The sequence below is a fragment of the Halalkalibacter sp. HAAS-P014 genome (assembly GCF_056619965.1).
This window is the reverse complement of record NZ_JBWQTV010000006.1, coordinates 253710-278666: the sequence shown is the minus strand read 5'-3', so window position 1 is coordinate 278666 and position 24957 is coordinate 253710. Positions and strand designations below refer to the sequence as shown.

Here is a 24957-nt window from a genome sequence, read left to right as displayed (position 1 = left end):
TTCAATATTAGAGAGATGAAAGTTAGCAATTACGAAGCTATTAGTAGAGGAGATTGTATTTCATGCAAAATTATGAGCGAAATCCATTTATCGTTATTTGGGAGGTGACAAGAGCTTGCGCATTAAAGTGTCTTCATTGTAGAGCGGAGGCACAATACTTACGTGATCCAAGGGAACTTAGTTTCGAGGAAGGAAAACAGTTGATTGATCAAATATATGAGATGGACAACCCATTACTTGTATTTACGGGTGGTGATCCCTTAATGAGGGAGGATCTATACGACTTAATTGACTATGCTGTGAAATTAGGTGTCCGAGTTTCTATGACTCCAAGTGCAACTCCTCGAGTAACGAAAAAAGCGATAGAAAAAGTAAAAGATGCTGGTTTATCAAGATGGGCCTTTAGTTTGGATGGTTCGAATAAAGAAATTCATGATCATTTTAGAGGGACAATAGGGTCATTTGACTTAACGATGAAGGCAATTCGACATTTGCATGCGTTAGAGATGCCGATACAAATTAATACGGTTGTATCTCATTACAATCTTCACGATCTAGAGGCTATGGCTGACCTGCTGAAGCGACTTGATGTCGTCATGTGGAGTGTATTCTTTCTTGTACCTACTGGAAGAGCGACGAATATGGAACCAATAACTCCAGAGCAACATGAAGAAGTGTTAAACTGGCTTGCTAATTTAAAAAGAACCTCTTCATTTGATATTAAAACGACAGAAGCCCATCATTTTAGAAGGATACTTTTGCAAAAGCAAAGTCAGGATTATGCGTCAGTTAAGAAAAAAGAGGATATACTTGGCCGTGCCCCAAGAGGAGTGAACGACGGAAATGGATTTTTATTTATTTCTCATATAGGAGATGTGTTTCCAAGTGGATTTCTTCCGATGAATTGTGGGAATGTAAGATCACAACCACTGGCAACAATCTATAGAGATAATCCAGTTTTTAAAAGTCTTCGAAATCCTGATCAATTCAAAGGGAAATGTGGTATTTGTGAGTATCGTTATATTTGTGGAGGGTCAAGAGCGAGAGCTTTTGCTGTAACCGGTGATTATTTAGAAGCAGAACCTTATTGCATATACATACCTAAAAAAATGAGAGAGAATAAAGTAGTTTTACAAAAGTCCTGATTGCTTTAAATCAGGACTTTCTTTATTAATGTAATATAATAAGGCTGATGATAAAGAACATTACCCCGTTAGTTATTTCAATTATACCAATTTTCATAGGTTTCATTTGTTGTTTCCTAGAGGTTAACCAATCTTTTAACACTCCTGGTAAATAAGCTAGAAGTAACCAAGGAATTCCGACTAGCCAAGGAATCATTAACAGGACGACATGGTAAAGGTGTGAGATTCTTTTAAAGCGTAGGTTTTTTCGTTCGCGAATTAATGATTTTACATAAAATGCACTACCCATAAAATAAAAAGTTATAATCATTAACAAAAGGACTGCTTCCATTGTAATTGTTCCGGCACCAATAAGATAGGCAGCTACGCCTCCCAATGAAAAGGTGAGAATTCCACTTAGGTTATTCCATAAACTCCGTTCATTCCGTTTTTTAATGAAATAGATATTAATTAAAAGAAGTGGAAGGATAAACAAACCTACAATAATTAAAGTTGGAGCCAGCCAAATAATAGGTATTAAAAAAAAGATAGCAATGATCATATATTTAATAAGCCATGACAACATTGTTTCCATTGTTTTCCGATTCCGAATGATGTTTAATAACGGTGTGGAAGATAAATATAGAAAGAACCAACCAATGAAAAGTGGTAGGTGAAGTAGAGTCGGCGCTGATAGGAATACCCCAAGCAAAAAAGGCAAAATAAACATCATCCAACTGCCATGTTCCTTCGGTAAAACCATGCTTAATCCTCCCCTCTTGTCAATTGACAAAAGCTAGTGGGAGAGAGGATTAAATCTAATTTGTAATGAAAAATGCAAATATATTTATCCATAATCAATCTCCTTATCTGTGTATTACTTCAACTATAAAAAATTTATTTATTTTTTACTGTTAAATGAATCACACGCTAACTTAGTGAATCAGTATGAAGGGGGCAATTTTTATATTTAAATCTGAAAAAAACACATTTCTACTACGAGATTCATGCTATTTTTAAAATGATGTTAGGCACTTTGAGAAGGGTTATATAGATGAACATAGAACAATGCACTAAGAAGAATATATGACAATTGCACAAAAAAAGAAAAATCATCGTTATAGGTGTAGTTTTCTTTTTAAAACAAATCATAATTTGGATTTTTCTGTATAAATATCCAAAAATATTATACAATTAGACTTCAATATAAAAAAGGTGGTTAGTTTTCATGACGATCCAAACAAGGTCTATCTCTCTAACAGAAAATATTCAAGTGAATGAAGGGACTCATATTCTTTACTTCTATCAATCTGAAGAACGGTACCTTGATAATCTCGTTTCATTCATTTTATCGGCTAAAGCGATGAATCAGCATGCAATAATCATAGAAAATGATAATCGTTACATGGCTGTATTGGAAAGACTAGGGGATCGGTTAACGATGGAAGGTATTTCTGAAATTTTGCATTTTAGAAATGCTGATGAATTTTACCAAACACATGGAGATTTTAAATTTGAAAGAGCTTTAGAGAGTTTCAAAGTTACCGTTCAACCATTTGTTGATCAACAGCTTTCTGTACGAGTTTGGGGTAAAGTTTCTTGGCAAGACTTGTCTTATAGTATAGAAGACATACAAAGCTATGAATGTGAATGTGATTTAACGGTAAGTGAAATCGGATATATGACCGTGTGTTGTTATGATGCCAATGAGGTTCCTGCATATGTGCAAACGGAAATGATGAGAAGTCATCCATTTTTGATGACAGATACAGACTTAGTAAAGTCATCGCTATATAATCATAAGGATCAAACTGTTTTTCCGTCATTAGCTGCACAGAAAAAAATTGAATCAGAATTGGACTTTTATAAACAAAAATTAGATTTCATCCATGTTGTCGCTCATGAAGTTCGCAATCCTCTTACTGTGATTAAATCGTTTGCTACTATTCTAAAGTCAGAATTACCTGATAAAGATATCCAGGCAAAACTAAGTTTAATAGAGGATTATGCAGTGGCAATTGATCATGAAATTCATCATATAATCCAAACCGAACAAATGCTAACAATTGATACATTCTGGAAAATGAAACTAATTCAAGCTCTACCTGCAATGGAAGAAGTAGTAGAAGTCATGACAATTAAAGCTAGAACTCAGAATATTCATCTAGAACCTGTACTTCAAGTCCCAACTAATACGATAATCAATGGAAATTTAATGGGTTTTAAATTAGTTATCTCTAACTTGCTCAGTAATGCGATTAAATATAGTCATGAAGGCGAGAAGGTTACAATTACTAGTTTTATTGAAAACGAACGTTTACATATTCATATCGAGGATAAAGGTGTTGGAATGACAAGTGAGACGTTAAACAAGATATTCCAAAAGTATCAAAAAATAAATCAGGAAGTAGCAGGGCAAGGAATTGGGTTATTTATGGTTTATCAAATTGTAAATCACTTCAAAGGAGAGATTGAAGTGACAAGCGAATTTGGAAAAGGAACAAGTGTGAAATTGTCTTTTCCTATATAAATATCACAAGAAAAAACGTTAGCTTAACTGCAAACGTTTTTTCTTGTGATATTTACTTATTACTACTAATAAGGATAAAATACTCTAATATATGAATTTTCAAATAACTAATTGACAGCCTTGTGTTTGATTACTATGATGGAAATACTACAAGAAAACTAATTTAACATAGTAAACAAAAAACTAAGGAGTTGGAAAGAAAATGACATTGGATCCTCTAAATTTAGAAACACTAGCTATTCATGCAGGACAGGAAATAGATCCTACAACATTATCCAGGGCTGTCCCTCTCTATCAAACTACCTCTTATGGATTTAAAGATACGGAACATGCAGCTAATTTATTTTCTCTGAAAGAGACCGGTAATATTTATACTAGATTGATGAATCCAACTACAGACGTGTTTGAAAAAAGAGTTGCTGCACTTGAGGGTGGGGCTGCAGCTTTAGCGACAGCTTCTGGACAAGCTGCAATTACGTACTCTATTTTAAATATAGCTCAAGCGGGAGATGAAATTATCTCTGCATCTAGTTTGTATGGTGGTACATATAATCTTTTTTCAACAACTCTTCCTAAATTAGGCATCAATGTTACTTTCGTAGATCCAACTGATCCTGAAAATTTTAGAAACGCAATTACTGACAAAACGAAAGCGATTTATGCAGAGACCATTGGGAATCCTAAAGGGGATATATTAAACATTGAAGCGGTGGCAAGTGTTGCCCACGACCATCATATTCCATTAATCGTTGATAATACATTCCCGAGCCCTTACTTATTACAACCCATTAAACATGGTGCTGACATCGTTGTTCATTCGGCGACTAAATTTATTGGGGGACACGGAACTTCAATAGGTGGGATTATTGTTGATAGTGGCAAGTTTGATTGGAGTTCAAGTAACAAATATCCTGGATTAACAGAGCCAGACCCAAGTTATAATGGTGTAGTGTATACAGAAGCGGTAGGACCAGTTGCATATATTATTAAGGCGAGGGTACAGTTGTTACGTGATTTGGGAGCAACAATTTCTCCATTCAATTCGTTCTTATTATTACAAGGGTTGGAAACGCTTCACTTACGTATGGAGCGGCATAGCTCTAATGCACTTGCCGTTGCAAAATACTTAGAAAGTCACGAAGCGGTTGAGTGGGTTAATTATCCCGGGTTAGAGAGTCACCCGTCCTATGATTTAGCGAAAAAATATTTGCCTAATGGACAAGGAGCCATTTTAACATTTGGAATAAAAGGTGGTTTAGAAGCGGGGAAAAAGGTTATTCAGTCTGTGAAACTGTTTTCTCATTTAGCCAATGTAGGTGATTCTAAATCGTTAATTATTCATCCTGCTAGTACGACACATCAGCAGCTTTCTGAAGAAGAACAAATAGCTGCAGGGGTTTTACCAGGAATGATTAGACTGTCAATTGGAACTGAGTCAATTGATGATATTATTCATGATTTAAATAGCGCGTTACAGAAATCAAACTGAACATAAAGAAAATATAGTAAAAGCATCTTGATTCCATTCTGGGGTAAGATGCTTTTTGTCATTCATTTAAAGACGGACGAATGATTAGGATAGAAAGCACTGATGAAAAATAATCCAATACGAATAATAGTAAAAAAACATTATTAATTCTCCGTTGATTTTATTGTAATATAACAATTTCTAACATATAATTCGAATTAGTAAAAAAATTTTAAAAGTAAAAAAGGAGGGATTTATTTGGACGATATTGTCGGTTGGCTAAATGATGTATTATGGAGTACACCAATGATTATTTTTTGTCTTGGAGTAGGGCTGTTATTTTCTATTTTGACACGCTTTACACAAGTCAGGCATCTTAAGGATATGGTACTTTTAACGTTTAAAGGAAAAAGTTCATCTGCAGGCATTTCTTCATTTCAAGCATTAGCAATTGCTCTTTCGGGCCGTGTTGGAACGGGTAACATTGCAGGTACTGCTACAGCGATTGCTTTTGGTGGGCCTGGTGCTGTTTTTTGGATGTGGGCAATAGCTTTTATAGGGGCTTCTAGTGCATTTGTTGAATCTACACTAGCTCAAGTATACAAACAAAAACAAAATGGCCAATATCGTGGTGGACCAGCTTATTATATTGAAAAAGGGATAGGTTGGAAATGGTATGCGATCATCTTTTCGATTGCTACACTTCTTGCTATGAGTTTATTAATGCCAGGTATTCAATCGAATTCGATTGCGATTGCTGTAGAAAATGCTTTCTTTATCGAGACATACGTAACAGGTTTCATTTTAATTGTAGTGATTGGTACTATCATCTTTGGAGGAATAAAGAGAATAGCAAGTGTAGCGCAAATTGTTGTTCCGTTCATGGCTGCAGTATACATCTTATTATCACTAATTATAGTCCTCTTTAATATTACTGCTTTACCTTCAGTGATTGGATTGATTTTTAGTAGTGCTTTTGGCGCTGATGCTGCATTTGGTGGAATTATCGGTCTTGCTATTTCATGGGGTGTAAAACGTGGTATTTATTCAAATGAAGCGGGACAAGGGACAGGACCTCATGCTGCTGCTGCTGCTGAAGTTTCTCATCCAGCTAAGCAAGGACTTGTTCAATCATTCTCGGTCTATATTGATACATTAATTGTTTGTTCAGCAACAGCATTTATGATTCTATTTACAGGTATGTATAACGTAGAGAATCCGAATGGTGAAGGATTCATTGTTAATAATATTAGCAGTGAGATTCCGGCTGGGACTGGTTATACTCAGTCTGCAATCGAGTCAGTACTCCCTGGCTTTGGTGCGGGTTTTGTTGCAGTAGCTTTATTTTTCTTCGCTTTTACAACCATCATGGCCTATTATTATATGGCAGAAACAAATGTTGCCTATTTAATCCGAGGAAAATTAAACAAGCTAGCCATGTTTGTGTTGAAGATCGTTTTGTTGTTAGCGGTTTACTTTGGTGCAGTACGTGAAGCGGATTTAGCATGGGCGCTTGGTGATGTTGGGTTAGGTCTCATGGTTTGGTTGAATCTAATTGCGATTTTAATTTTAGCAAAGCCGGCATTACGAGTATTGAAAGATTATGAAGAGCAAAAGAAACAAGGAATTGATCCGGTATTTGATCCTAAAAAATTAAACATAAAAAATGCTGATTATTGGGAGTTTGAATACGAAGAGGATCAAAAGAAAAATAAAGATAAGCTTTCTGGTTAGAAGGAGCAGTTATTGAAACACCCTTAATCTCTATGATCAATTGGAGAATGGGTGTTTTTTAGTAATTAAGTCATCGATAGGAGAAGGAATTTATGGAAATGGTGGAATTTGGTCATTATGTTTAATTTTTTTTCAAAGAATATGAATTATTACCTCTACTTGAAGGATTATTCACACTTGAATCTAAGCGTTTCAAACATTTATAGTATAAAATAAGAAGTAAATAAATATTAACAGGCGCTAGGTGATACACACTATGGTCAAATCTTTTCTATTAGATAAGTCGAAAAAGAATCAATTGGTTAGAGAAGTATATCAATTAATCAAAGAAAAAGAATTAGCTTCAAAATCTCAATTAATAGATGAGCTGCAAATCAAACAAACGACATTAGCTCGAATTATCAAAGAGTTGTTAAAAAAAAAATTAATAAAAGAGAATGGTTCTGGAGAATCTGAAGGTGGTAGACCTCCAGTGCTGTACAGCATCGTACCAGAGTCTGGATATATCATTGCCATCCATATCATCCGAGCTCAAACTAGAGTAGTTCTTTTTGACTTATCATTAGATAAGGTGGCATATGAATCTTTTGAAATGACTTCACATCATACGCCCGACATTGTTTTATCAGAGGTCATAACAATAATAAAGAGATTTCTACATAAGCATGACATTTCTTTTGATCATTTACTTGGGATTGGAATTGGGTCTGTCGGTCCTCTGAATAAAATCGATGGTGTTATTGTTGAACCAGGTGCTTTTTTTGCAGAAGGCTGGATAAATGTACGTGTTGTAGAGGTTTTAAAAAAGGAGTTTCCCGTTAAGGTCATACTTGAAAATGCTACGAATACAGCTTTAATCGGTGAGTATAATCATTCCTCATTATTAACAAATAATTGTTTATATGTTTTTAACAGTTGGGGAATTGGATGTGGAGTCATGTCAAGGGGGGAAATGAATTCTGTCTTAGATTCGACAAATGGTTTTGGGCATATGACAATAAATATAAATGGTAGACTATGTTCTTGTGGCAAAAGAGGATGTCTAAATACATATACATCTCTAAATTCTATTATTAACTCTTTAAACGAGCTCAATAGTCCCCTTCCTCAAGAGATTGAATGGAATAGATTGTCAACACAAGAGGTGATCCAAAAGTTAGTAGAAAGAGAAAATGTAACTTCTGAAGTTGTTTTAGCTTCAGCGACTTACCTTGGTGTAGGTATTGCAAATATGGTTAATTTATTAAGATCAGAAGTTGTTTTTATAAGTGGTCCGCTTATTTATCAGTTTCCTAACTATTACGAAGCCGTTATTGAATCTACAAAGGATCATCTTCTTACAGGGCATCCAGTCACATTTAGCCAAGGGACTTTTAAGGAAGAAGCTCTCGATATAGGTTCTGCAATATTAGTATATCAATCATATTTAACTTAAAAATATATAACGAGTGTATGGATATTGATATTTGAATATACTGTAACAAAAAGTTCAAGAGGATCAGACTGGGAATGTGAAAATTAAGAGTTCGAGGAAGGAGTGAGTTTCATTTTAAATTTTTATCAATGGCTAAATGAAAATCGTCATCAAATGTTAGAAACATATCAACATCTTCATTCTACTGCTGAAATAAGTTGGCAAGAAAAAGAGACGACAAAATTTATTTGTAATGAGATAAAAAAAATAGGATTGCCTTTTTCGACATTTACTGATCATACGGGTGTTGTAGCAACTTGGGTTGGGAAAAATGATGGTCCGGTGATAGCGATAAGGGCTGATATTGATGCTCTATGGCAGAAAGTAAATGAACAGTGGAAAGCAAATCATTCATGTGGCCACGATGGTCATGCCACGATGGTTTTGTATGCAATCAAAATGCTAAAAGAATTAGGATATCAACCTCAAGGAACGTTAAAAATTATTTTTCAACCGGCTGAAGAAGTAGGCGAAGGGGCAAAGACCCTTATTGCAAAAGGTGTTGTAAGCGATGTCAAATATCTAATCGGTATACATGTAAGACCTATCCAAGAGTTAACGTTACATCGAGCGTCACCTGCGATTTACCACGGGGCGTCAAGAATTTTAAGAGGAAGGATTAAAGGCGTACAAGCGCATGCAGCTAGGCCTCACCTTGGAATAAACGTATTGGATTCTTTGGCTACGATGATTCATGCAATTAATTCAATAAAAATAAATCCTATGATTTCAAGCTCAGCAAAAGTTACAATGGTACAGACTGATGGAGAGAATCTAAATAGTATTCCTGATGAAGCAATATTTGCTATTGACTTACGTGCCGAATCTAATGAAGCGATGGGAGAGCTTGTAGATAAGGTAGAACATGTTGTAATTACTGCTGCAGGTTATAATGGGGCAAAAGTTGAACTAGAAACAAAAGTATCGATGGTTGCGGCTGTTCCAAACAAATGGATGGAAAAGATTGTGTCCGAGGCCATCGAAGAAGTTTTAGGGAAAGAAGGAACATCGCAGCCAATTGTGACACCAGGTGGGGAAGATTTTCATTTTTACTCTAATTCCAATCAAAATATCTCTGCAACAATGATTGGATTAGGAGCAGATCTTTCTCCAGGGTTACATCATCCACAGATGAACTTCGATTTAACTGCGCTAGAAGATGGTATACAGATTTTAGCAACTGCAATAACAAAAATAGATAATTCCCAAGCTTCATTAAAGAGCGAAAAGAGCATCGATTAGGTAACGATGCTCTTTTTTCAGAAAGGAGAGGGAAAACGAATCAGCATAGAAGACGGATGAAGCTAACGCCGAAAGGAGCTGCTGACCAAATCGCCTCATAAATAATGAGGTTACTATAACATATGATAAAACGATGAAAAGGCATATATGAATGTGGAGTTATATGAAGAACAAACGATTGTACTAATATATTTTTGTGGAAATTTCGGTACGATGCCTGTTTCTAAGCAAAAAAAGGCTGAGTTGTTTCCACTCTGTTTCGCAAACTAATAATTTAACGTATTTTTAAGGGGGCTTAAAAATAAATATGTAAAAATGGTTTTGTGAAAGGTGGATATTATGTATAGAGAGTCAGTGTATCGTCAACAACTGCATGAATCGGGAAGAAGTGTAGATACACCTTTGTTGAAAGTAGTTGGAGAAGGGAGTGTCTCAATCCCACCTGATCGTGTTCAAATCATTTTAGGTGTTATAACAGAACAGAGTACGGTCCAAGTTGCTCAACAAGAAAATGCTCAAGTCATATCAGCTGTCATTCAATCTGTTATACAATTAGGTATTCAGCAAGAGTATATTCAAACAACTGCGTATCGAATTGACCCACAGTATGATTTTATCGAAGGGGAGCAAATTTTCAGGGGATATAGAGTTGCACATATGCTTGAGATTACATTGGATCAAATAAATCAAACAGGAGTGGTCGTGGATGCTGCAGTAGCAAGTGGTGCTAATTCAGTTGCCTCCATTACTTTTTCATTAAGAGATCCATCATCTTTTTATCATGTTGCTTTAACTCAGGCAATTGAGAATGCTAATCAAAAAGCTAGAGTCATAAGTAGTAATCTCGGTCTTTCTATTAACCCAGTTCCACTACGTGTTATAGAAGTAGATAGAACTGTTACTCCGTTGCCTTACCCTGCTGTTTTAGCGGCTCAAGTTGGTGCTACACCAATTCAGGAAGGAGAGTTAACGGTTAAGGCTAGAGTTGAGATGGAGTTTACGTATGTGTGAAGGGCTCTTAACTACTGTTGAACTTCAAGAAAAAGGGTTTGTTGCAATTTAAAAGTAGGGGCATAGTTTGTTAACAAACTATATGGTAACCATTATCACTTCTATAATTTAGGAGTGTTTTTTTTGATTTTGTATCTTTTGTTTTTCTATGACACATTTAATCGAAAATGTGCACAGAAAATTGGTAAGAAAGAGCGAGTTTCTTCTTCTTTTGTCATGTACTTGAAAGAGGGTTCAGTTCATAGTAGGCTTTTCATAGAATGATATGTTAAGAGGAGATGGTCATCTATGAATAATAAAATTCTTATGAGTGTTCTTGGAGTTATTGTCGTTGCGGTAAGTATTTATTATTTAGCTTTTGCTAATAGAACACAGGATGTTGTCCTTTCCGAGACCGAATCTGATATAGTGATTGTTGATGGTGACGAAAGGTTGGATGAGAATAGTGAATCAAATGATTCTGTAACAGACGTTAAAGAAGAAACTGATCAAGCCTCTTCAATTAGTGAAAAAAAGGTTAGTAATCCTGTTGCTTACCAAGATGGACAAGAAGATAAAGCGAAAAGTATTATTGCGAGTCAACATAATTACTTAAATCAGCTAGCGGGATGGGGAAATGCTGATAACGTAGATTCAGAGACTTTAAAGAGTGATGAGAAGTGGCAGAAGCTACATGAGGACATTGTTTGGTTACTAGAAGATGGTTTTGCTGAATCACTAGTACTGCATGATATGGAAAATGCACAAAACTTTTATGCTGTAGCTGAAACAGGGGATTCAATGTCGGTACGTTATTTACATAGAATCTTTCATGATTTAGATGCTGAGATAAATGGAGAAGCTGTTGATCAGATTTGGGATGTTACACATGCATTTGGAAATGAATCTAAGCAGGAACGGTTACTTGCTTATTTGGATGGGGATGAAAATTAAGTTATTCTACAACAAGTAAAGGTAGTTAAAACCTTTCGAGTCAGTGGAGGAAATGATGAGTTTACAATTTTATCAGGGAACACAATTTTGGAAGGTTCCATCGGGTTATAAACCAGGTGGAAAAATAACAGAAGAGAAAATTTCAAAAATAGAAGCAGTGCTTAATGTATCGTTACCTAGGAAATATTTGGAATTAATGAGTGTGCAAAATGGTGGCGAACTTGAATATCGATATGTTTTATTTGAAGATGGAGATGCTGCGGTAATACCATACTTACATGAACTTGAAGTGGATAATGGTGTGGGGTTATCTCCTTTATTTATCGAAGAATATGGGTTACCCAACCAACTAGTGCTGCTAACAGGGGATTTTCATTCATGGCTCGCACTTGATTATCGTAATCACTTTCATGAACCAAGAGTTATCTTTCTAGTGGAAGATGAGTTAGGGACTGGAACTTGGCAAGAACATTTTTTGGCCAATTCATTTGATGAATTTATTGGACGTTTATTTAAAAAAGACAAAGTTTCATAGTCAAAGTTTACAATGGCTCCGTTCGCTACTTTACTTGCCTTGAGAGAAGAAATATGCTTCTCGCGAGGTTTTTTTTAATAAGATGTAGTGACTTCTCACATTGCTTCGGGGGTGTGGCAAAAGGTACTGTTCAACCTTTTGCCACACCCCCTTTTTAATACTTTTTTAATAATTTCATAAGAGTTGGTTAAGCTTTTTTTGTGATAATAAGTTCATTGATAAAGGAGGCTTGAAATATGAAGAAAAGACCAGTAGCCCAGTTGAAAAAGGCCACGAAGATCATTAATAGTAAAACGATTGTAGATGGTATTACATTAGATCTATATGCTGGTGAGGTATTTGGGTTCCTAGGACCGAATGGGGCAGGGAAAACAACAACAATTCGAATGATTGTCGGCTTGATTAAATTGTCAGAAGGTGAAGTATCTATTAATGGTTACAATATTGAAACACAGTTCGAAAAAGCGATTGCCTATGTTGGAGGGATCATTGAGAATCCTGAAATGTATTCATTCATGTCTGGATATGATAATTTACTTCACTACGCTCGAATGGGTCCCAAAAAAATTGAGAGAAAAAGAATTGACGAAGTTATCCGTTTAGTAGGGTTAGAGGAAGCTATTAATTACAAAGTGAAAACCTATTCGCTTGGGATGCGTCAAAGATTAGGAATAGCGCAAGCGTTGTTACATTCTCCTAAATTATTGATTTTAGATGAGCCTACAAATGGGCTTGATCCAGCAGGTATCCGTGAGATACGAGAATACATACGCCGGATAGCGCACGAAGAAGGTATGGCTGTTTTCGTTTCGAGTCATTTATTAGCTGAAATGCAGCTTATGTGTGATCGGATAGGGATCATCAAACGAGGAAGACTTGTTCAAGTAGAAAAGGTTAAGGCATATGTAGAAAGGAGAAAGGATACGTTAACAACTTTTAAAGTAAGACCGGGCCAAGCTGCTCTTGATTTTATTAACAAAAAGTACCCAAATGCTGTTTTACGAGATGAAAATGAGATTAATGTACATCTGCCGTACGAAGAAATACCGAATATGGTGAGAGGGTTTGTAGCAGCAGAAATAGAGTGTTTCGAAATAATCCGACAAAGCCGGACGTTAGAAGACTCATTTTTAGAAATAACGGAGGAAAAATAGATGGGGAGAATGCTTGCTCTAATTCAAAATGAACATTTAAAACTAGTTAAGCGTATGGGTACGTGGATCATGGTCGGATTAGTACTTGTTATTGTTTTATTAACAGCTGTAACGACTAACTTTCTGTTTCAGAAAGATGAGACAGTTACCTGGCAGGATCGCATCATAGAAGAGAACCGACAGTTGCAACAAACGTTAGATGACCTTCCTGTAGTAGGAATGGGAGTAAATGACATTGAAAAAAGATTAGCTATTAATGAGTATAGAATTGAGCATAATGTGTCTCCTATTGAATCAGCGTCATTTTGGGGATTTATGGTTGATGCAACGAATATTATTGGAGTCATTGCGTTATTTTCAATTGTAGTATCTTCAGGGATAGTAGCTAACGAATTTTCTTGGGGAACGATTAAACTACTGCTAATTCGTCCTGTTACTCGAACAAAGATTCTACTCGCAAAGTTTTTAACTGTTTTATTATTTTCGCTATCAATACTACTATTATTATTTGGATTTTCTTTGATAGTTTCAAGTTTATTTTATGGGTTTACAGATGCGAATATGGCGTATTTAGTGTATACAAATGGTGAGATAGAGGAACGTGGAGTGCTGCTTTATATCTTGAACTTGTATTTCTTTAGAAGTGTAGAATTAGTTATGATGGCGACATTCGCACTTATGATTTCAACAGTATTCCGAAACAGTTCGCTTGCGCTAGGGGTGTCCATTTTCTTATTATTTATCGGTCCACAGACTGCAATGATGGTAAGCGATTACTCATGGGGGAAGTATTTTCTTTTTACTCATACAAATTTAGATCAATATTATTATGGATCTCCAATCATTGAAGGCATGACATTAGGGTTCTCTCTTTTTATATTGTTCATATATTTTGCCGTATTTTTGCTACTATCGTGGCTTAGCTTCACAAAGAGGGATGTGGCAGTGTAAGATAAAGCAAAATAAATATGAAAGGGTGATAAGAAACGAAATGTTGATGTCACTCTTTTTTACTAATTAATAAAGGACGTTATGATAGAAAATGAATGAAACCATATTAATAGTTGAAGATGAATTAGAGTTAGGAGAGCTAGTAAGAGATTATTTAGAAGTTGAAGGGTATCGAGTTATTGTTGCTAGTGATGGCAAAGAAGCTATAGTGCTATTTGAAAGCGAACATCCGACCCTTGTTGTACTTGATATTATGTTACCGAAAGTAGACGGGGTAGAAGTTTGTAGAAAGATTCGGGAAAACTCTACAGTTCCTGTAATCATGATGAGTGCTAAGAGTAGTGAAGCAGATAAAGTAATTGCACTGGGGATAGGGGCAGACGATTACATAACAAAACCTTTTAGTCCAAGGGAACTTGTTGCGAGAATTAAAGCACAAGTTCGCAGATATATTCATTTTTCTCAACAGCAAATAAAGAATAAGGGCCTTATTTTCGATGGGCTTACGATCGATCAAGAAGGAATGCTCGTTTTAGTGAAAGGAAAACCAGTTGAGTTATCAAGTAAAGAGTTTAAGCTACTACATTTATTAGCTACTAATCAAGGGAAGGTATTTACGAAGGAGGATTTATATGAAAAAGTATGGGGGTTTGATCGTTATGGTGACATGAATGTGGTGACGGTTTACATTCGTAAAATTCGTGAAAAGATTGAAGAGGATCCATCAAACCCAAACTATGTAAAAACAATCTGGGGGACTGGCTATAAATTTATAGGGGGAACAAGATGCGAGGATTAAAAGTTCGTTTGTTAATTGCTTTTTTCTCGATCATTATTTTACCCATCCTCGTTACAATTGGATTTCTTCAATTTATGTCGATGCAATTAGAAAAGCAGATGCCTGAAGAAGAAATGCAGGTAAACACTTTTTTAATGGAAGTGAGAGCTGAAGTTCTGGAGCATGAAGAAGCGCTTCGGAATCACATGTTATTTACTGAGAGGATATTGCCTTTTTTAACTCAATATCAGTTCGATTTAGTAATAACAAATAATGAAGGTGCGATATTATTTGATTCACTGGAATTGTATGACCAAAAACGTATAGAGAGAGGTTGGACAATTGACCTGGAAACACTTCATCTTCAAATTGACTCAAAGGAACATGGTTTGCTAAATGTTGAAGTGATTCCTAGATCTTCAAACGTTGCTCCATTTAATCAATTTCAGCAAATCTTTCAAGTGATTATTACTAGTGTTGGAATGGGGGGATTATTCTTAGTATTGATAATAATAGGCTGGGTCTGGTATTTTACACGTACTGTAATTGCTCCACTTAAAGAGATGTATTATGCTACCGAAGAAGTTCGGAAAGGGAATCTAGAATATTCGCTTAAGTATGAAGGGAAAGATGAAATCGGTCGGTTTCTCACCGGTTTTAATTTAATGAGAACACATTTAAAAGAGGCTAGAGAAAAAACAAAAGAAGATGAAAAGGCTAGGAAAGTATTGATTGCTAGTATATCTCATGACCTGCGTACTCCATTAGCTTCGATCAAGGGATATGTTGAAGGGCTTGAAGATGGAATTGCTAAAAATGAAGAAACACGCACGAAATACTTACGAGTGATCAAAGCAAAAACAGATCAACTTGAACGATTAATTGATGATTTATTTGACGTATCGAAATATGAACTATATCAATGGGACATACAGCTCCGAAGTATGGAAATGGCTCCATTTTTTAAGAGAGTATTTCATCAACAAAAAATAGATCTAGAACAAAAAGGGGTTTCGTTAACAGTAACTGACCAACTTCCGAATATAAGGATGAAGATCGATTTTAGAAGAATAGAGCAAGTGCTTGAAAACATAGTACAGAATGCAGTAATATACGGCGCGAGTAAAGTGTCAATTACTGTTGAACAAGTCTATCATCATTTAGTCATTCATATCGTTGACAATGGAAATGGAATTAAAGAAGAAGACATACCTTTTGTGTTTGATCATTTTTACCGGGGTGAAAAGTCGCGTTCGAGAGAGTATGGAGGAAGTGGTTTAGGGTTGGCAATCTCAAAACAGATTATTGAAGCACATGAAGGAAAGATAGCAGTAACAAGCGAAATAGGAAAAGGGAGTACATTTTCAATTAGCATACCGATACGGAGAACGAAAAGGAGGGGGGATGAATGGTGAGAAGGCCTAAAGTTACTGCGATAAGTAGTATCAATATGGATTTGGTGACACTAACCAATGTACGTCCGGAGATGCTTTTAATGGAGCGCTTGCCGTTGCATTGGCGGAAGGAAAACATGTTGTGGAAGCTTGTCAGTTTGCTTCGGCTGTTTTGGCATTAGCTGGGGCGCAAAATGGGATGCCAACGAGAAGTGAAGTGGAGATGATACTTTCAACGCAAAAAAAGTGATGGAAATGTCAATGCCCATCACTTTTCCTATTGAACACTTACCGGAGTAACTAGTATAAAAAATAAGAGTATCTTTTGAAGAGTTCCCCACAAGTTTCTGGATTTTCATGATTAACTTTTACTAAATGGTAAGAGTGAGTCTTCATGAATGTATCAGTATCAAAAAGTTAATAATTGCTGAATGTCCTCTGCAGTTAATGATTGTAAAGTTTCGTCTCCTGGTTGAATGATGGCATCTACTAGAGCCTTTTTCTTTTCATGCAATTCAAGGATTTTTTCTTCAATCGTGCCATTTGCGATTAGTTTTACAACTTGGACATTTTTGGTTTGACCATAGCGGTAAACACGGTCAGCTGCTTGTTCTTCAATGGCTGGATTCCACCATGTATCATAAAGGATAACAGTATCACCACCAATTAAATTCAAGCCAGTACCTCCTGCTTTAAGAGAAATTAAGAATAAAGATTTCTCACCATTATTAAATTTCTCGGCCAATTCGACCCGTTCCTTCGCTGGGGTCTGACCATCTAAAGAATGGTAAGACCAACCTTTTTCATCAAATGAGCGTTTTATCAACTTCAGCATCGACGTAAATTGAGAGAAAATGACCATTCTTTGTTCTGATTGTAAACCTTCCTCAACGTATTCAAGAAGCCTGTCTAATTTGCCTGACTGATAAGTAGCATCTGGATCGATAAGGTTTGGATGACAACAAATTTGACGTAAACGTGTTAATCCAGAAAGGATTTCAATTCTTTTTTGTTGAAATTGATTGCTACTAATTGCATCATTGACATCGATGGTTAATTGTTTTACTTGTGCGACATAGAGTTTCTTTTGATCAGCACTTAAATCAGTAAATTGAACCGATTCAATCTTATCTGGAAGTTCAGACAGAACATCTTTTTTAAGCCTGCGCATAATAAAAGGTTTCACCTTTTTGGAAACTTCTTCGTTTGAAAGCTCTTTAAATTGCTTTTTTGTACCTAGAATTCCAGGTAAGAGACTATGGAAGATCGAATATAACTCATCTTGATGGTTCTCAATCGGTGTTCCACTTAAAGCAAAACAGCTGTTTGATTGTATGGTACGAACTGCTTTTGTTGTTTTGGTTGCTTCATTTTTAATGGCTTGTGCCTCATCTAAAATAAGTGTTGAAAATAAAGTTTGCTCATATAAGTCACTATCACGTTGGATCAACGGGTAAGATGTGATAAACACATCAGTTTCTTTATGGTTAGCAATTAAGTCAGATCTTGTTTGCTTGGAGCCGGCAATGACTGCTACTTTTAACTGTGGAGCAAATTTCGCCAATTCCTTTTCCCAGTTATAAATTAAGCTAGCTGGAGCAATAATCATTGCTTGAAATGAATCTCTTTCTTCTTTTTCTGCTTCGAGAAAAGCGATTGTCTGTACAGTTTTTCCTAGTCCCATATCATCTGCTAAAATCCCACCAAGCCCGACTTGAGATAGCGTACGTAACCACCTATACCCATTTATTTGATAATCGCGTAATTCTGCGTGGAAATGGATAGGTAAGTCCCACTCACTGAATTGGGGTGTATGGATATCTGACAACAGTTGATGAAGCTGTTTCGATACTTTTGTCTGTGCATTATCCTTATTAAGTTCAAAAGCCTTGTGTAATGGAATGCTCATTTCTTTTTGTAATGATTGCTTGGGTGAAGCAACTGTCTGAATTACTTGCCTCACTGAATCAAAACGACTGTGATTTAACTGGATGTATGCACCGTTTGACAATTTATAATATTTTACATTGCTTTGCAAAGCAGAAAGAACATCCATTACTTCATTATCGTCAATTCCGTCCATTGAAAATGTAACGTCTAACCAATTTGTCTCATTGTTCACATCTAATTGGACAGAAGGAGTTGAAGTTGGTGTTGTCATTACATTTCGTACAGCTGAGGTCGTATATACATCGATTTCCTTTTGTAAAAGTGGGAGTTGTTCGAATAAAAAAGGGATGATTGTTTCCCAACTAGTCAGTGTCAGTTGACCGTCAGCTATGTGGAAATCTGTTTTATTTAAGTGATCTAAAATGGTTTGTTCTTTTTGAATATCACGAGTAATGATTTTATCATGCTCTTGTCTCATCTCAAGATAAGGATTTCTTGAATGTTCTCCATATTCGAATGCTAGTTTCCCTGTTAGTGTACCGTTATCTAAATCTAAATAGAATTTAGCCATTAATGGTTTGGTTTCAATCGATTCAGATAAATCAGCCGATAAATCGACAGTTCCAATGGTTTTTAAAGAAGGGAGTACATAGGAACAAAAAGCTTCTATTTGTTCAATGGGAATAACGTCAATTACGTTAGACCTGTCAGCTTGTTCAGCAATTATTTCTAACTGTTCAGCTTTCTGTTGATTTAATTGATAAATTGTATTTGCATGAATGAGGGTGCTGTACTCTGCGCTTACAAAGTCAAAATCATTTGCATTATGACAAACAAGTTTAACCGAATCCTCTTTATCTGAATGCTCAAGAGCAAAAGAAAACAACTTCCTATTTTCCATTTGTTTTATTTTAGCATGATTAGATTGAGTCTTACCATTGATAGTAAGCGAAACTGTTTTGTCTTTTAATAGCTCAAGAAATGTTTGCGAACTAACAGGAGGTACTTGGTAAGAACGCTTCTTCGAGGCACGGTAATAATAATCGTCGATAACATTCGCTTGAATTTGTATGTGTGTATGTAATTGTTTAAAAATCTCGGCATCGTATTCACCTACAACATGTTGTGATGGATCGTAAGAGAAGTTAGGAGTAAATGTGTACGATTCAGAATTTATATAGGCTTGTAAGAATTCTTCGATGTTTTTTACGACATACATTCGCTTGGATCCAATTTTTAACCTTAACTCAACTTTATCAATAAATGACTGAAATGATATTTGCGAATAAAGGATTTCGTAGTCTACTTGTAACAATTCTTTTTCGTTTGTTGTTGATTTTGTGCTTGTCTGTAAGAGTTTTTGATATTTTTCAAGCATTTTACTGCTGTGTTTTTTGGGTTGTGAAAAGGAAGCTGTAAATGGGCTGTTTATTTCTTGTTGATCTTTTAAAGCGAAAAGCATGGCGATGATATGCTTACATGCACCTGAATACGTTGTGGCAGCTTCGCAGTCACATGAGTAGGTAATTTTCTCAGGCCTGATAATTTTAATTTCACATTCATAAAGCAGTGAACCATCTATAAAAGCATAATAGGAATTCGAAGAATGATCATATTTAAGGTAAGAAACACGGTCTAAACGATAGTAGTTTATTCCTCTATTAAACGTTGCTTGATTTGTTGCCATTGATAATATATATTCTGCTGTAAGCCACTGACTTAACATGAAAAAGGTACCTCCTTGTAGAAAAAACAATGTCATTATCATACCACGTTGAGAAGAGAATTTGTTAAAAACACTTTCACTGAAGAACTTCACATTAAGAATAAACTTCTGTCTGGGGAAGCATGCCAAAGTCACGAATAGTTGTCTTATTTTCAGAAATCATTTATTATAAATTCCATAATCGAATACCACCTATAAGGGGAGCAGCTGTACAATAAAGTCGGAAGTTTTGTGAGTAGCTAGGCTTTATTGGCAACATCTAATGTTGTTAGCCAGACCTTTGCCACAGGTAGGGGTCTTTTTGTATGGGAGGATTTAGCCTTAAGTGAAGCGATTTATTCCTTACAGCATGTAAAGTTTTAATGGTCTTCGGTATAATTTTTCATAAAGGAGAAGGAAGCTTTGTTTCAATGGCGTAATATTTTTAAAGGCATGACAATGGGTGTTAGTGATCTTATCCCTGGAGTAAGTGGGGGAACGATTGCATTAGTACTTGGTATTTATCAATCTTTAATAGAAGCGATAAACGGTTTGACTTCAAAACAGTGGAAAAAGCATGTTGTATTTTTGATTCCACTAGGACTGGGTATCGGACTAGCATTAATAACCATTAGCCATTTGGTGGAATGGCTCTTAGCTGAATATCCTCAACCTACATTTTTCTTCTTTCTTGGGTTGATTATAGGGGTTATCCCAAAACTGTTACAAGATATTAATTATAAGCAATCTTTTACACCGGTACATTATATGTTGCTTGCTGTTGGTGCAATTTTAGTAGGTTCAACATTGTTTATAAAAGACAATGAGTTAATGGTTGTTATGAGCAATCTAACCATGAGTGATTATATTCTTTTATTTTTTTCTGGATGGGTTGCTAGTTCTGCTATGATATTGCCAGGGGTTAGTGGATCGTTTATTTTCTTACTATTTGGAGTATACCCAACGGTTATTAACGCACTATCCAATTTGAATATCCCTGTTATCATTACAGTCGGATCAGGGATTGTCATCGGTTTACTTATTACCAGTAAATTAATTACTTTCCTTTTTAGAAAGTATAAAACTGGTACATATGCGCTAATGATTGGATTTATTATTGGTTCAATAGTTGTTATTTACCCTGGTATTGCAGGGGATACATTCTTATTTTATTTAAGTGTACTTGCACTTTTAGCAGGTGGACTTTGTGCTTATTTACTGAGTCGCTTTGAAACCAAAAGAAGAAGTGGAATTAAATAGCTAGGCGGGAAAATCCCACTTGTCAGAAAATTTGACAGGGGGGATTTTTTAATTACTGGTCTATTATAAATGCTTGTAATGTGAAATTTCTTGATTTGGTATAAATTAAGTGGTACGATTTAATCAATCCAAGATGTTTTAATAGGATTTCACCATTTTCTAGTAATCCTATAATAACTAATGGAACGTCTTTAATTAATTAAATAAGTTTCTTCGGGGCTGGGTGGAAATCCCGACCGGCGGTGATGAAGCTTTAGCTTCTTAGTCCGTGACCCGAGGTTATAACAGCCTCGGTGGACCTGGTGAAAATCCGGGACCGACAGTGAAAGTCTGGATGGGAGAAGGAACGAATCGTGTATAAAGGTTATTTATGATACCTTCATTTTTTAAACCTTTCGTTTTAAGGGGAGAAGTATACCTTTTTGCATGAATTGAACTTACAATTAAAACATTGTACGTTTCTTTCGTGAACCCTTTTATTCAAAGCCCTGAGAGTATAGATTCTCAGGGCTTTTCTATGTTGTAAAGCAGAAGTAGATGTGAGGGATCATAATGAATGATAGTCATTATATGAGATTAGCATTAGAACTTGCAAGAAGTACAATAGGACAAACAACACCTAATCCAGTCGTCGGATCAGTCGTGGTAAAGAATGGTGCGATTGTGGGAATGGGAGCGCATTTGAAAGCTGGAGAAGGTCATGCAGAAGTTCAAGCGCTTTCGATGGCTGGAGAGAAGGCAAAAGGCGCAACGATTTATGTCACGCTTGAACCGTGTAGTCATTACGGGAAAACTCCTCCATGTGCAGATTTGATCATTGAAAAAGGATTAAAGAGGGTTGTAGTTGCAACAAAAGATCCTAATCCTGCCGTATCGGGTCGTGGACTTGCAAAATTAAAAAAGGCTGGACTCGAAGTGGAATTTGGTGTTTGTCGGAAAGAAGCTGATGAGCTGAATAGAGTGTTCTTTCATTTTATGAAGGAGCAGAAACCATTTGTTACCCTGAAGTCAGCAACGACTCTTGATGGGAAAACAGCTACAGTAACAGGAAAAAGCAAATGGATTACAGGTGAAGAAGCAAGAGAAGATGTTCACTATTATCGTCATACACACGATGCGATTCTTGTTGGCATCGGCACGGTAGTAGCTGATGATCCTTCCTTGACAACAAGGCTTCCTAATGGAGGGAAAAACCCGATTCGGATTATCCTTGATCGATCATTGCGAATATCGGTTGATGCTAAGTTAGTTCAAGACCAAGAGGCCCCGACTTGGATTTTAACAACAGAACAAGCATCTAACGAAAAACAACGGGAGCTTGAGGCATTTGGGGTTGAGGTTATTCGAATGCCTGATGATACGATTGAAACGGTTTTAGCTGTGTTAGGTACAAAAGGCATTACCTCATTATTTGTTGAAGGTGGAGCAGAGGTGAATGGTAGTTTCTTGATGGCACGAACGGTTGATCAGATAATAACCTATATTGCTCCAAAATTATTTGGTGGTAAGTCAGCTCCGACTGCAATAGGTGGCGAAGGTATAGTGGAAGTAGAAGAAGCGCTTGAATTGGAAACGATTGAAGTGATAAAGCTAGGAAATGATATAAAAGTTGTTTCGCGAGTGAAGGGACGTGAATAAATGTTTACAGGTATTATAGAAGAAGTTGGTCAAATACAGGAAATGCGATCTAGTGGCGACTCAATGGTCATTAAGATCGCAGCATCACATATTTTAAGTGATGTGAATCTTGGTGATAGTATTTCTGTTAATGGCGTTTGTTTAACTGTAACTTCGTTTGCATCTTCCCACTTCACTGTTGATGTTATGCCAGAAACGGTTCGAGCAACAAGTTTACAAGGTCTTGGCCGTGGATCTAAGGTTAACCTAGAACGTGCGATGAGTGCGAAGGGTCGGTTCGGTGGTCATTTTGTTTCCGGTCATGTTGATGGGATAGGAACGATTTTAGCAAAAAAACCCGAACATAACGCTGTTTACTACCAGATTGGGGTAAACAAGGAACTAAGGCACTATATGATAGAAAAAGGTTCTGTCACTGTAGATGGAACAAGCTTGACCATTTTTGCTGTTGATGACGAGAGCTTTACGATTTCGATTATTCCACATACGATTGAGGAAACGATTATTGGAACAAAAGGAGTCGGGGATATCGTTAACATTGAGTGTGATATGGTTGGGAAATATATTGAACAGTTTATCTTGAAAAGGTTTGATTCGGCTAAAAAGCCTACATCATCGTTAACAGAGAGCTTTCTTTCAGAGCATGGTTACAAATAACTTGTAAAGGTCGCTGGACATAGTCAATTGAAAAAAGTCAAAGATCACAACTGTGCAAAATATAAATAGATGGTGGCTCGAAGGGATACGTTTTTCATCGCCGGGCTCCGTCAAACAGAAAGTAGATAGGATGGTGAAACAGATGGCTGAAAAAATGAATAAGGAAAAAGTCTTCGATCCGATTGAAGAAGCAATATACGAGCTAATGCAAGGCCAATGCGTCATCGTTTGTGATGATGAGGATCGTGAGAATGAAGGGGACTTTGTTGCTATTGCTGAAAAAACAACTCCTGAAGTAATTAATTTTATGGCTACGCATGGAAGAGGATTAATTTGTGCTCCGATTACGGAGGAACGTGCGAAGAAGCTTGATCTTGTCCCGATGGTTGATCATAATACAGATCCTCATGGAACAGCTTTTACGGTTAGTGTTGACCACTATACGAGTACGACTGGAATCTCAGCTTCAGAACGGGCTGATACAGTAAGGGCACTAATTGATGATGAGACAAAGAAACACCATTTTAAACGACCTGGTCATATTTTTCCTCTAGTCGCTAAAAACGGTGGAGTGTTACGTCGAGCTGGGCATACGGAAGCTGCTGTTGATTTAGCTCGTCTATCAGGAGCCAAACCAGCTGGTGTTATTTGCGAAATTATGAATGCTGATGGAACAATGGCTAGAGTACCTGAACTTCGTAAGATTGCTGATCAGCATGAGTTAAAGATGATTACGATCAAAGATTTAATTAAATATCGTCATCGTAAAGATAAGTTGGTGAAAAGAGAAGTTGAGATTAAGCTGCCAACCGACTTTGGAGATTTTGACGCTATTGGTTTCTCAGATATTATTGAGGGAAAAGAAAGTGTCGCTTTAATAAAAGGAGAAGTAGTTGAAGGGGAACCAATGTTGGTACGTGTTCATTCTGAATGTTTGACAGGCGATGTTTTTGGCTCACAGCGTTGTGACTGTGGACCCCAATTACATGCTGCGCTTGCTCAAATAGAAAAAGAGGGCCGAGGTATTTTGCTTTATATGCGTCAAGAGGGCCGAGGAATCGGCTTGATGAACAAATTAAGAGCTTATCAACTTCAAGAGCAAGGGTATGATACAGTCGAAGCTAATGAAAAGCTTGGTTTTCCTGCAGATTTACGTGATTATGGAATTGGAGCGCAGATTCTACGTGAGCTAGGGGTTAGACAAATGCGATTATTAACCAATAATCCTCGAAAGATTACCGGGCTAAAAGGGTATGAGCTTGAAGTGGTTGAACGAGTGCCTCTTCAATTACCACATAATAAGGATAATGAAAAATATTTAAAAACAAAATCTGAAAAATTAGGTCATATGCTTCATTTTTAAGTGAAATAATTTTGCTGATTGAAAAATCACCTGGAAATTTGTGTGGTTGTAGCATTAACAGTAATAAGCAAGACAAATTGATATAATAGTTATGCATAACTAATAGAGAGACAATC

Annotated in this window: 19 protein-coding genes, 1 pseudogene and 1 riboswitch; of the genes and pseudogenes, 18 read left to right on the top strand and 2 right to left on the bottom strand. The window is 36.3% G+C overall.

Annotated elements, in window-relative coordinates:
* Positions 1–62 precede the first annotated feature (62 nt).
* Complete coding sequence (locus AC1FXZ_RS06160; protein WP_480051831.1) at positions 63–1145, top strand: TIGR04053 family radical SAM/SPASM domain-containing protein; 1083 nt, start codon at positions 63–65, stop codon at positions 1143–1145.
* A 25-nt stretch (positions 1146–1170) separates the two neighbouring features.
* Here the strand turns inward: AC1FXZ_RS06160 and AC1FXZ_RS06155 are convergent, their stop codons facing one another.
* On the bottom strand, positions 1171–1887 hold the full coding sequence (locus AC1FXZ_RS06155) for a YwiC-like family protein (RefSeq protein WP_480051830.1): 717 nt from the start codon (positions 1885–1887) through the stop codon (positions 1171–1173).
* A gap of 465 nt (positions 1888–2352) precedes the next feature.
* Between AC1FXZ_RS06155 and AC1FXZ_RS06150 the strand changes: the two genes are divergently transcribed.
* The 13 genes and pseudogenes from AC1FXZ_RS06150 to AC1FXZ_RS06090 form a co-directional block, all read left to right on the top strand.
* Positions 2353–3654 (top strand): MEDS domain-containing protein, encoded by a 1302-nt coding sequence (locus AC1FXZ_RS06150; RefSeq protein ID WP_480051829.1) that lies wholly within the window; start codon positions 2353–2355, stop codon positions 3652–3654.
* 202 nt (positions 3655–3856) lie between these two features.
* Positions 3857–5143 carry a homocysteine synthase gene (locus AC1FXZ_RS06145; RefSeq protein ID WP_480051828.1) on the top strand — a complete coding sequence of 429 codons (1287 nt, stop codon included), beginning with the start codon at positions 3857–3859 and terminating at the stop codon, positions 5141–5143.
* Between the two features lie 285 nt (positions 5144–5428).
* The gene (locus AC1FXZ_RS06140) at positions 5429–6856 is read left to right on the top strand and encodes an alanine/glycine:cation symporter family protein (RefSeq protein ID WP_480051958.1); all 1428 of its coding nucleotides are present in this window, start codon (positions 5429–5431) and stop codon (positions 6854–6856) included.
* Between the two features lie 256 nt (positions 6857–7112).
* Positions 7113–8291, top strand: coding sequence for an ROK family protein (locus tag AC1FXZ_RS06135; protein ID WP_480051827.1), 1179 nt, complete (start codon positions 7113–7115; stop codon positions 8289–8291).
* A gap of 102 nt (positions 8292–8393) precedes the next feature.
* The gene (locus AC1FXZ_RS06130; protein ID WP_480051826.1) at positions 8394–9572 is read left to right on the top strand and encodes a M20 peptidase aminoacylase family protein; all 1179 of its coding nucleotides are present in this window, start codon (positions 8394–8396) and stop codon (positions 9570–9572) included.
* Positions 9573–9911: 339 nt separating this feature from the next.
* A complete protein-coding gene (locus AC1FXZ_RS06125) occupies positions 9912–10583 on the top strand; it encodes an SIMPL domain-containing protein (protein WP_480051825.1) in 672 nt (223 codons plus the stop codon).
* Positions 10584–10871: 288 nt separating this feature from the next.
* Positions 10872–11516 carry a hypothetical protein gene (locus AC1FXZ_RS06120; protein WP_480051824.1) on the top strand — a complete coding sequence of 215 codons (645 nt, stop codon included), beginning with the start codon at positions 10872–10874 and terminating at the stop codon, positions 11514–11516.
* 55 nt (positions 11517–11571) lie between these two features.
* Entirely contained in the window at positions 11572–12051 is a 480-nt protein-coding gene (locus tag AC1FXZ_RS06115) for an SMI1/KNR4 family protein (RefSeq protein WP_480051823.1), read from the top strand.
* A 236-nt stretch (positions 12052–12287) separates the two neighbouring features.
* Positions 12288–13205, top strand: a complete 918-nt coding sequence (locus AC1FXZ_RS06110; RefSeq protein WP_480051822.1) for an ABC transporter ATP-binding protein — start codon at positions 12288–12290, stop codon at positions 13203–13205.
* Positions 13206–14156, top strand: a complete 951-nt coding sequence (locus AC1FXZ_RS06105; protein WP_480051821.1) for an ABC transporter permease — start codon at positions 13206–13208, stop codon at positions 14154–14156.
* A gap of 91 nt (positions 14157–14247) precedes the next feature.
* Positions 14248–14955 (top strand): response regulator transcription factor, encoded by a 708-nt coding sequence (locus AC1FXZ_RS06100; RefSeq protein WP_480051820.1) that lies wholly within the window; start codon positions 14248–14250, stop codon positions 14953–14955.
* On the top strand, positions 14943–16349 hold the full coding sequence (locus tag AC1FXZ_RS06095; RefSeq protein WP_480051819.1) for a sensor histidine kinase: 1407 nt from the start codon (positions 14943–14945) through the stop codon (positions 16347–16349). The genes AC1FXZ_RS06100 and AC1FXZ_RS06095 overlap by 13 nt, the downstream gene beginning before the upstream one ends.
* A 64-nt stretch (positions 16350–16413) precedes the next feature.
* Positions 16414–16578 (top strand): annotated as a pseudogene (locus tag AC1FXZ_RS06090) (PfkB family carbohydrate kinase); the annotation flags it as partial.
* A 159-nt stretch (positions 16579–16737) separates the two neighbouring features.
* Here the strand turns inward: AC1FXZ_RS06090 and AC1FXZ_RS06085 are convergent.
* A complete protein-coding gene (locus tag AC1FXZ_RS06085) occupies positions 16738–19944 on the bottom strand; it encodes an SNF2 helicase associated domain-containing protein (RefSeq protein ID WP_480051818.1) in 3207 nt (1068 codons plus the stop codon).
* A 402-nt stretch (positions 19945–20346) separates the two neighbouring features.
* Between AC1FXZ_RS06085 and AC1FXZ_RS06080 the strand changes: the two genes are divergently transcribed.
* From AC1FXZ_RS06080 to AC1FXZ_RS06065, 4 genes are all read left to right on the top strand, one after another.
* A complete protein-coding gene (locus AC1FXZ_RS06080) occupies positions 20347–21183 on the top strand; it encodes a DUF368 domain-containing protein (protein WP_480051817.1) in 837 nt (278 codons plus the stop codon).
* 205 nt (positions 21184–21388) lie between these two features.
* A riboswitch (FMN riboswitch) is annotated at positions 21389–21533 on the top strand.
* 202 nt (positions 21534–21735) lie between these two features.
* Positions 21736–22821, top strand: coding sequence for a bifunctional diaminohydroxyphosphoribosylaminopyrimidine deaminase/5-amino-6-(5-phosphoribosylamino)uracil reductase RibD (gene ribD / locus AC1FXZ_RS06075; RefSeq protein ID WP_480051816.1), 1086 nt, complete (start codon positions 21736–21738; stop codon positions 22819–22821).
* Positions 22822–23478, top strand: a complete 657-nt coding sequence (gene ribE / locus AC1FXZ_RS06070; protein WP_480051815.1) for a riboflavin synthase — start codon at positions 22822–22824, stop codon at positions 23476–23478.
* Positions 23479–23620: 142 nt separating this feature from the next.
* On the top strand, positions 23621–24841 hold the full coding sequence (locus AC1FXZ_RS06065; RefSeq protein ID WP_480051814.1) for a bifunctional 3,4-dihydroxy-2-butanone-4-phosphate synthase/GTP cyclohydrolase II: 1221 nt from the start codon (positions 23621–23623) through the stop codon (positions 24839–24841).
* Positions 24842–24957: the final 116 nt, after the last annotated feature.

Bases quoted from the DNA above. Each gene is read 5' to 3' on its own strand.
- AC1FXZ_RS06120 (WP_480051824.1), top strand. From the start codon at position 10,872: ATGAATAATAAAATTCTTATGAGTGTTCTTGGAGTTATTGTCGTTGCG.
- AC1FXZ_RS06135 (WP_480051827.1), top strand. From the start codon at position 7,113: ATGGTCAAATCTTTTCTATTAGATAAGTCGAAAAAGAATCAATTGGTT.
- AC1FXZ_RS06065 (WP_480051814.1), top strand. From the start codon at position 23,621: ATGGCTGAAAAAATGAATAAGGAAAAAGTCTTCGATCCGATTGAAGAA.
- AC1FXZ_RS06110 (WP_480051822.1), top strand. From the start codon at position 12,288: ATGAAGAAAAGACCAGTAGCCCAGTTGAAAAAGGCCACGAAGATCATT.
- AC1FXZ_RS06115 (WP_480051823.1), top strand. From the start codon at position 11,572: ATGAGTTTACAATTTTATCAGGGAACACAATTTTGGAAGGTTCCATCG.
- AC1FXZ_RS06145 (WP_480051828.1), top strand. From the start codon at position 3,857: ATGACATTGGATCCTCTAAATTTAGAAACACTAGCTATTCATGCAGGA.
- AC1FXZ_RS06085 (WP_480051818.1), bottom strand. From the start codon at position 19,944: ATGTTAAGTCAGTGGCTTACAGCAGAATATATATTATCAATGGCAACA.
- AC1FXZ_RS06100 (WP_480051820.1), top strand. From the start codon at position 14,248: ATGAATGAAACCATATTAATAGTTGAAGATGAATTAGAGTTAGGAGAG.
- AC1FXZ_RS06105 (WP_480051821.1), top strand. From the start codon at position 13,206: ATGGGGAGAATGCTTGCTCTAATTCAAAATGAACATTTAAAACTAGTT.
- AC1FXZ_RS06125 (WP_480051825.1), top strand. From the start codon at position 9,912: ATGTATAGAGAGTCAGTGTATCGTCAACAACTGCATGAATCGGGAAGA.
- AC1FXZ_RS06095 (WP_480051819.1), top strand. From the start codon at position 14,943: ATGCGAGGATTAAAAGTTCGTTTGTTAATTGCTTTTTTCTCGATCATT.
- AC1FXZ_RS06155 (WP_480051830.1), bottom strand. From the start codon at position 1,887: ATGGTTTTACCGAAGGAACATGGCAGTTGGATGATGTTTATTTTGCCT.
- ribD (WP_480051816.1), top strand. From the start codon at position 21,736: ATGAATGATAGTCATTATATGAGATTAGCATTAGAACTTGCAAGAAGT.
- ribE (WP_480051815.1), top strand. From the start codon at position 22,822: ATGTTTACAGGTATTATAGAAGAAGTTGGTCAAATACAGGAAATGCGA.
- AC1FXZ_RS06160 (WP_480051831.1), top strand. From the start codon at position 63: ATGCAAAATTATGAGCGAAATCCATTTATCGTTATTTGGGAGGTGACA.
- AC1FXZ_RS06150 (WP_480051829.1), top strand. From the start codon at position 2,353: ATGACGATCCAAACAAGGTCTATCTCTCTAACAGAAAATATTCAAGTG.
- AC1FXZ_RS06140 (WP_480051958.1), top strand. From the start codon at position 5,429: ATGATTATTTTTTGTCTTGGAGTAGGGCTGTTATTTTCTATTTTGACA.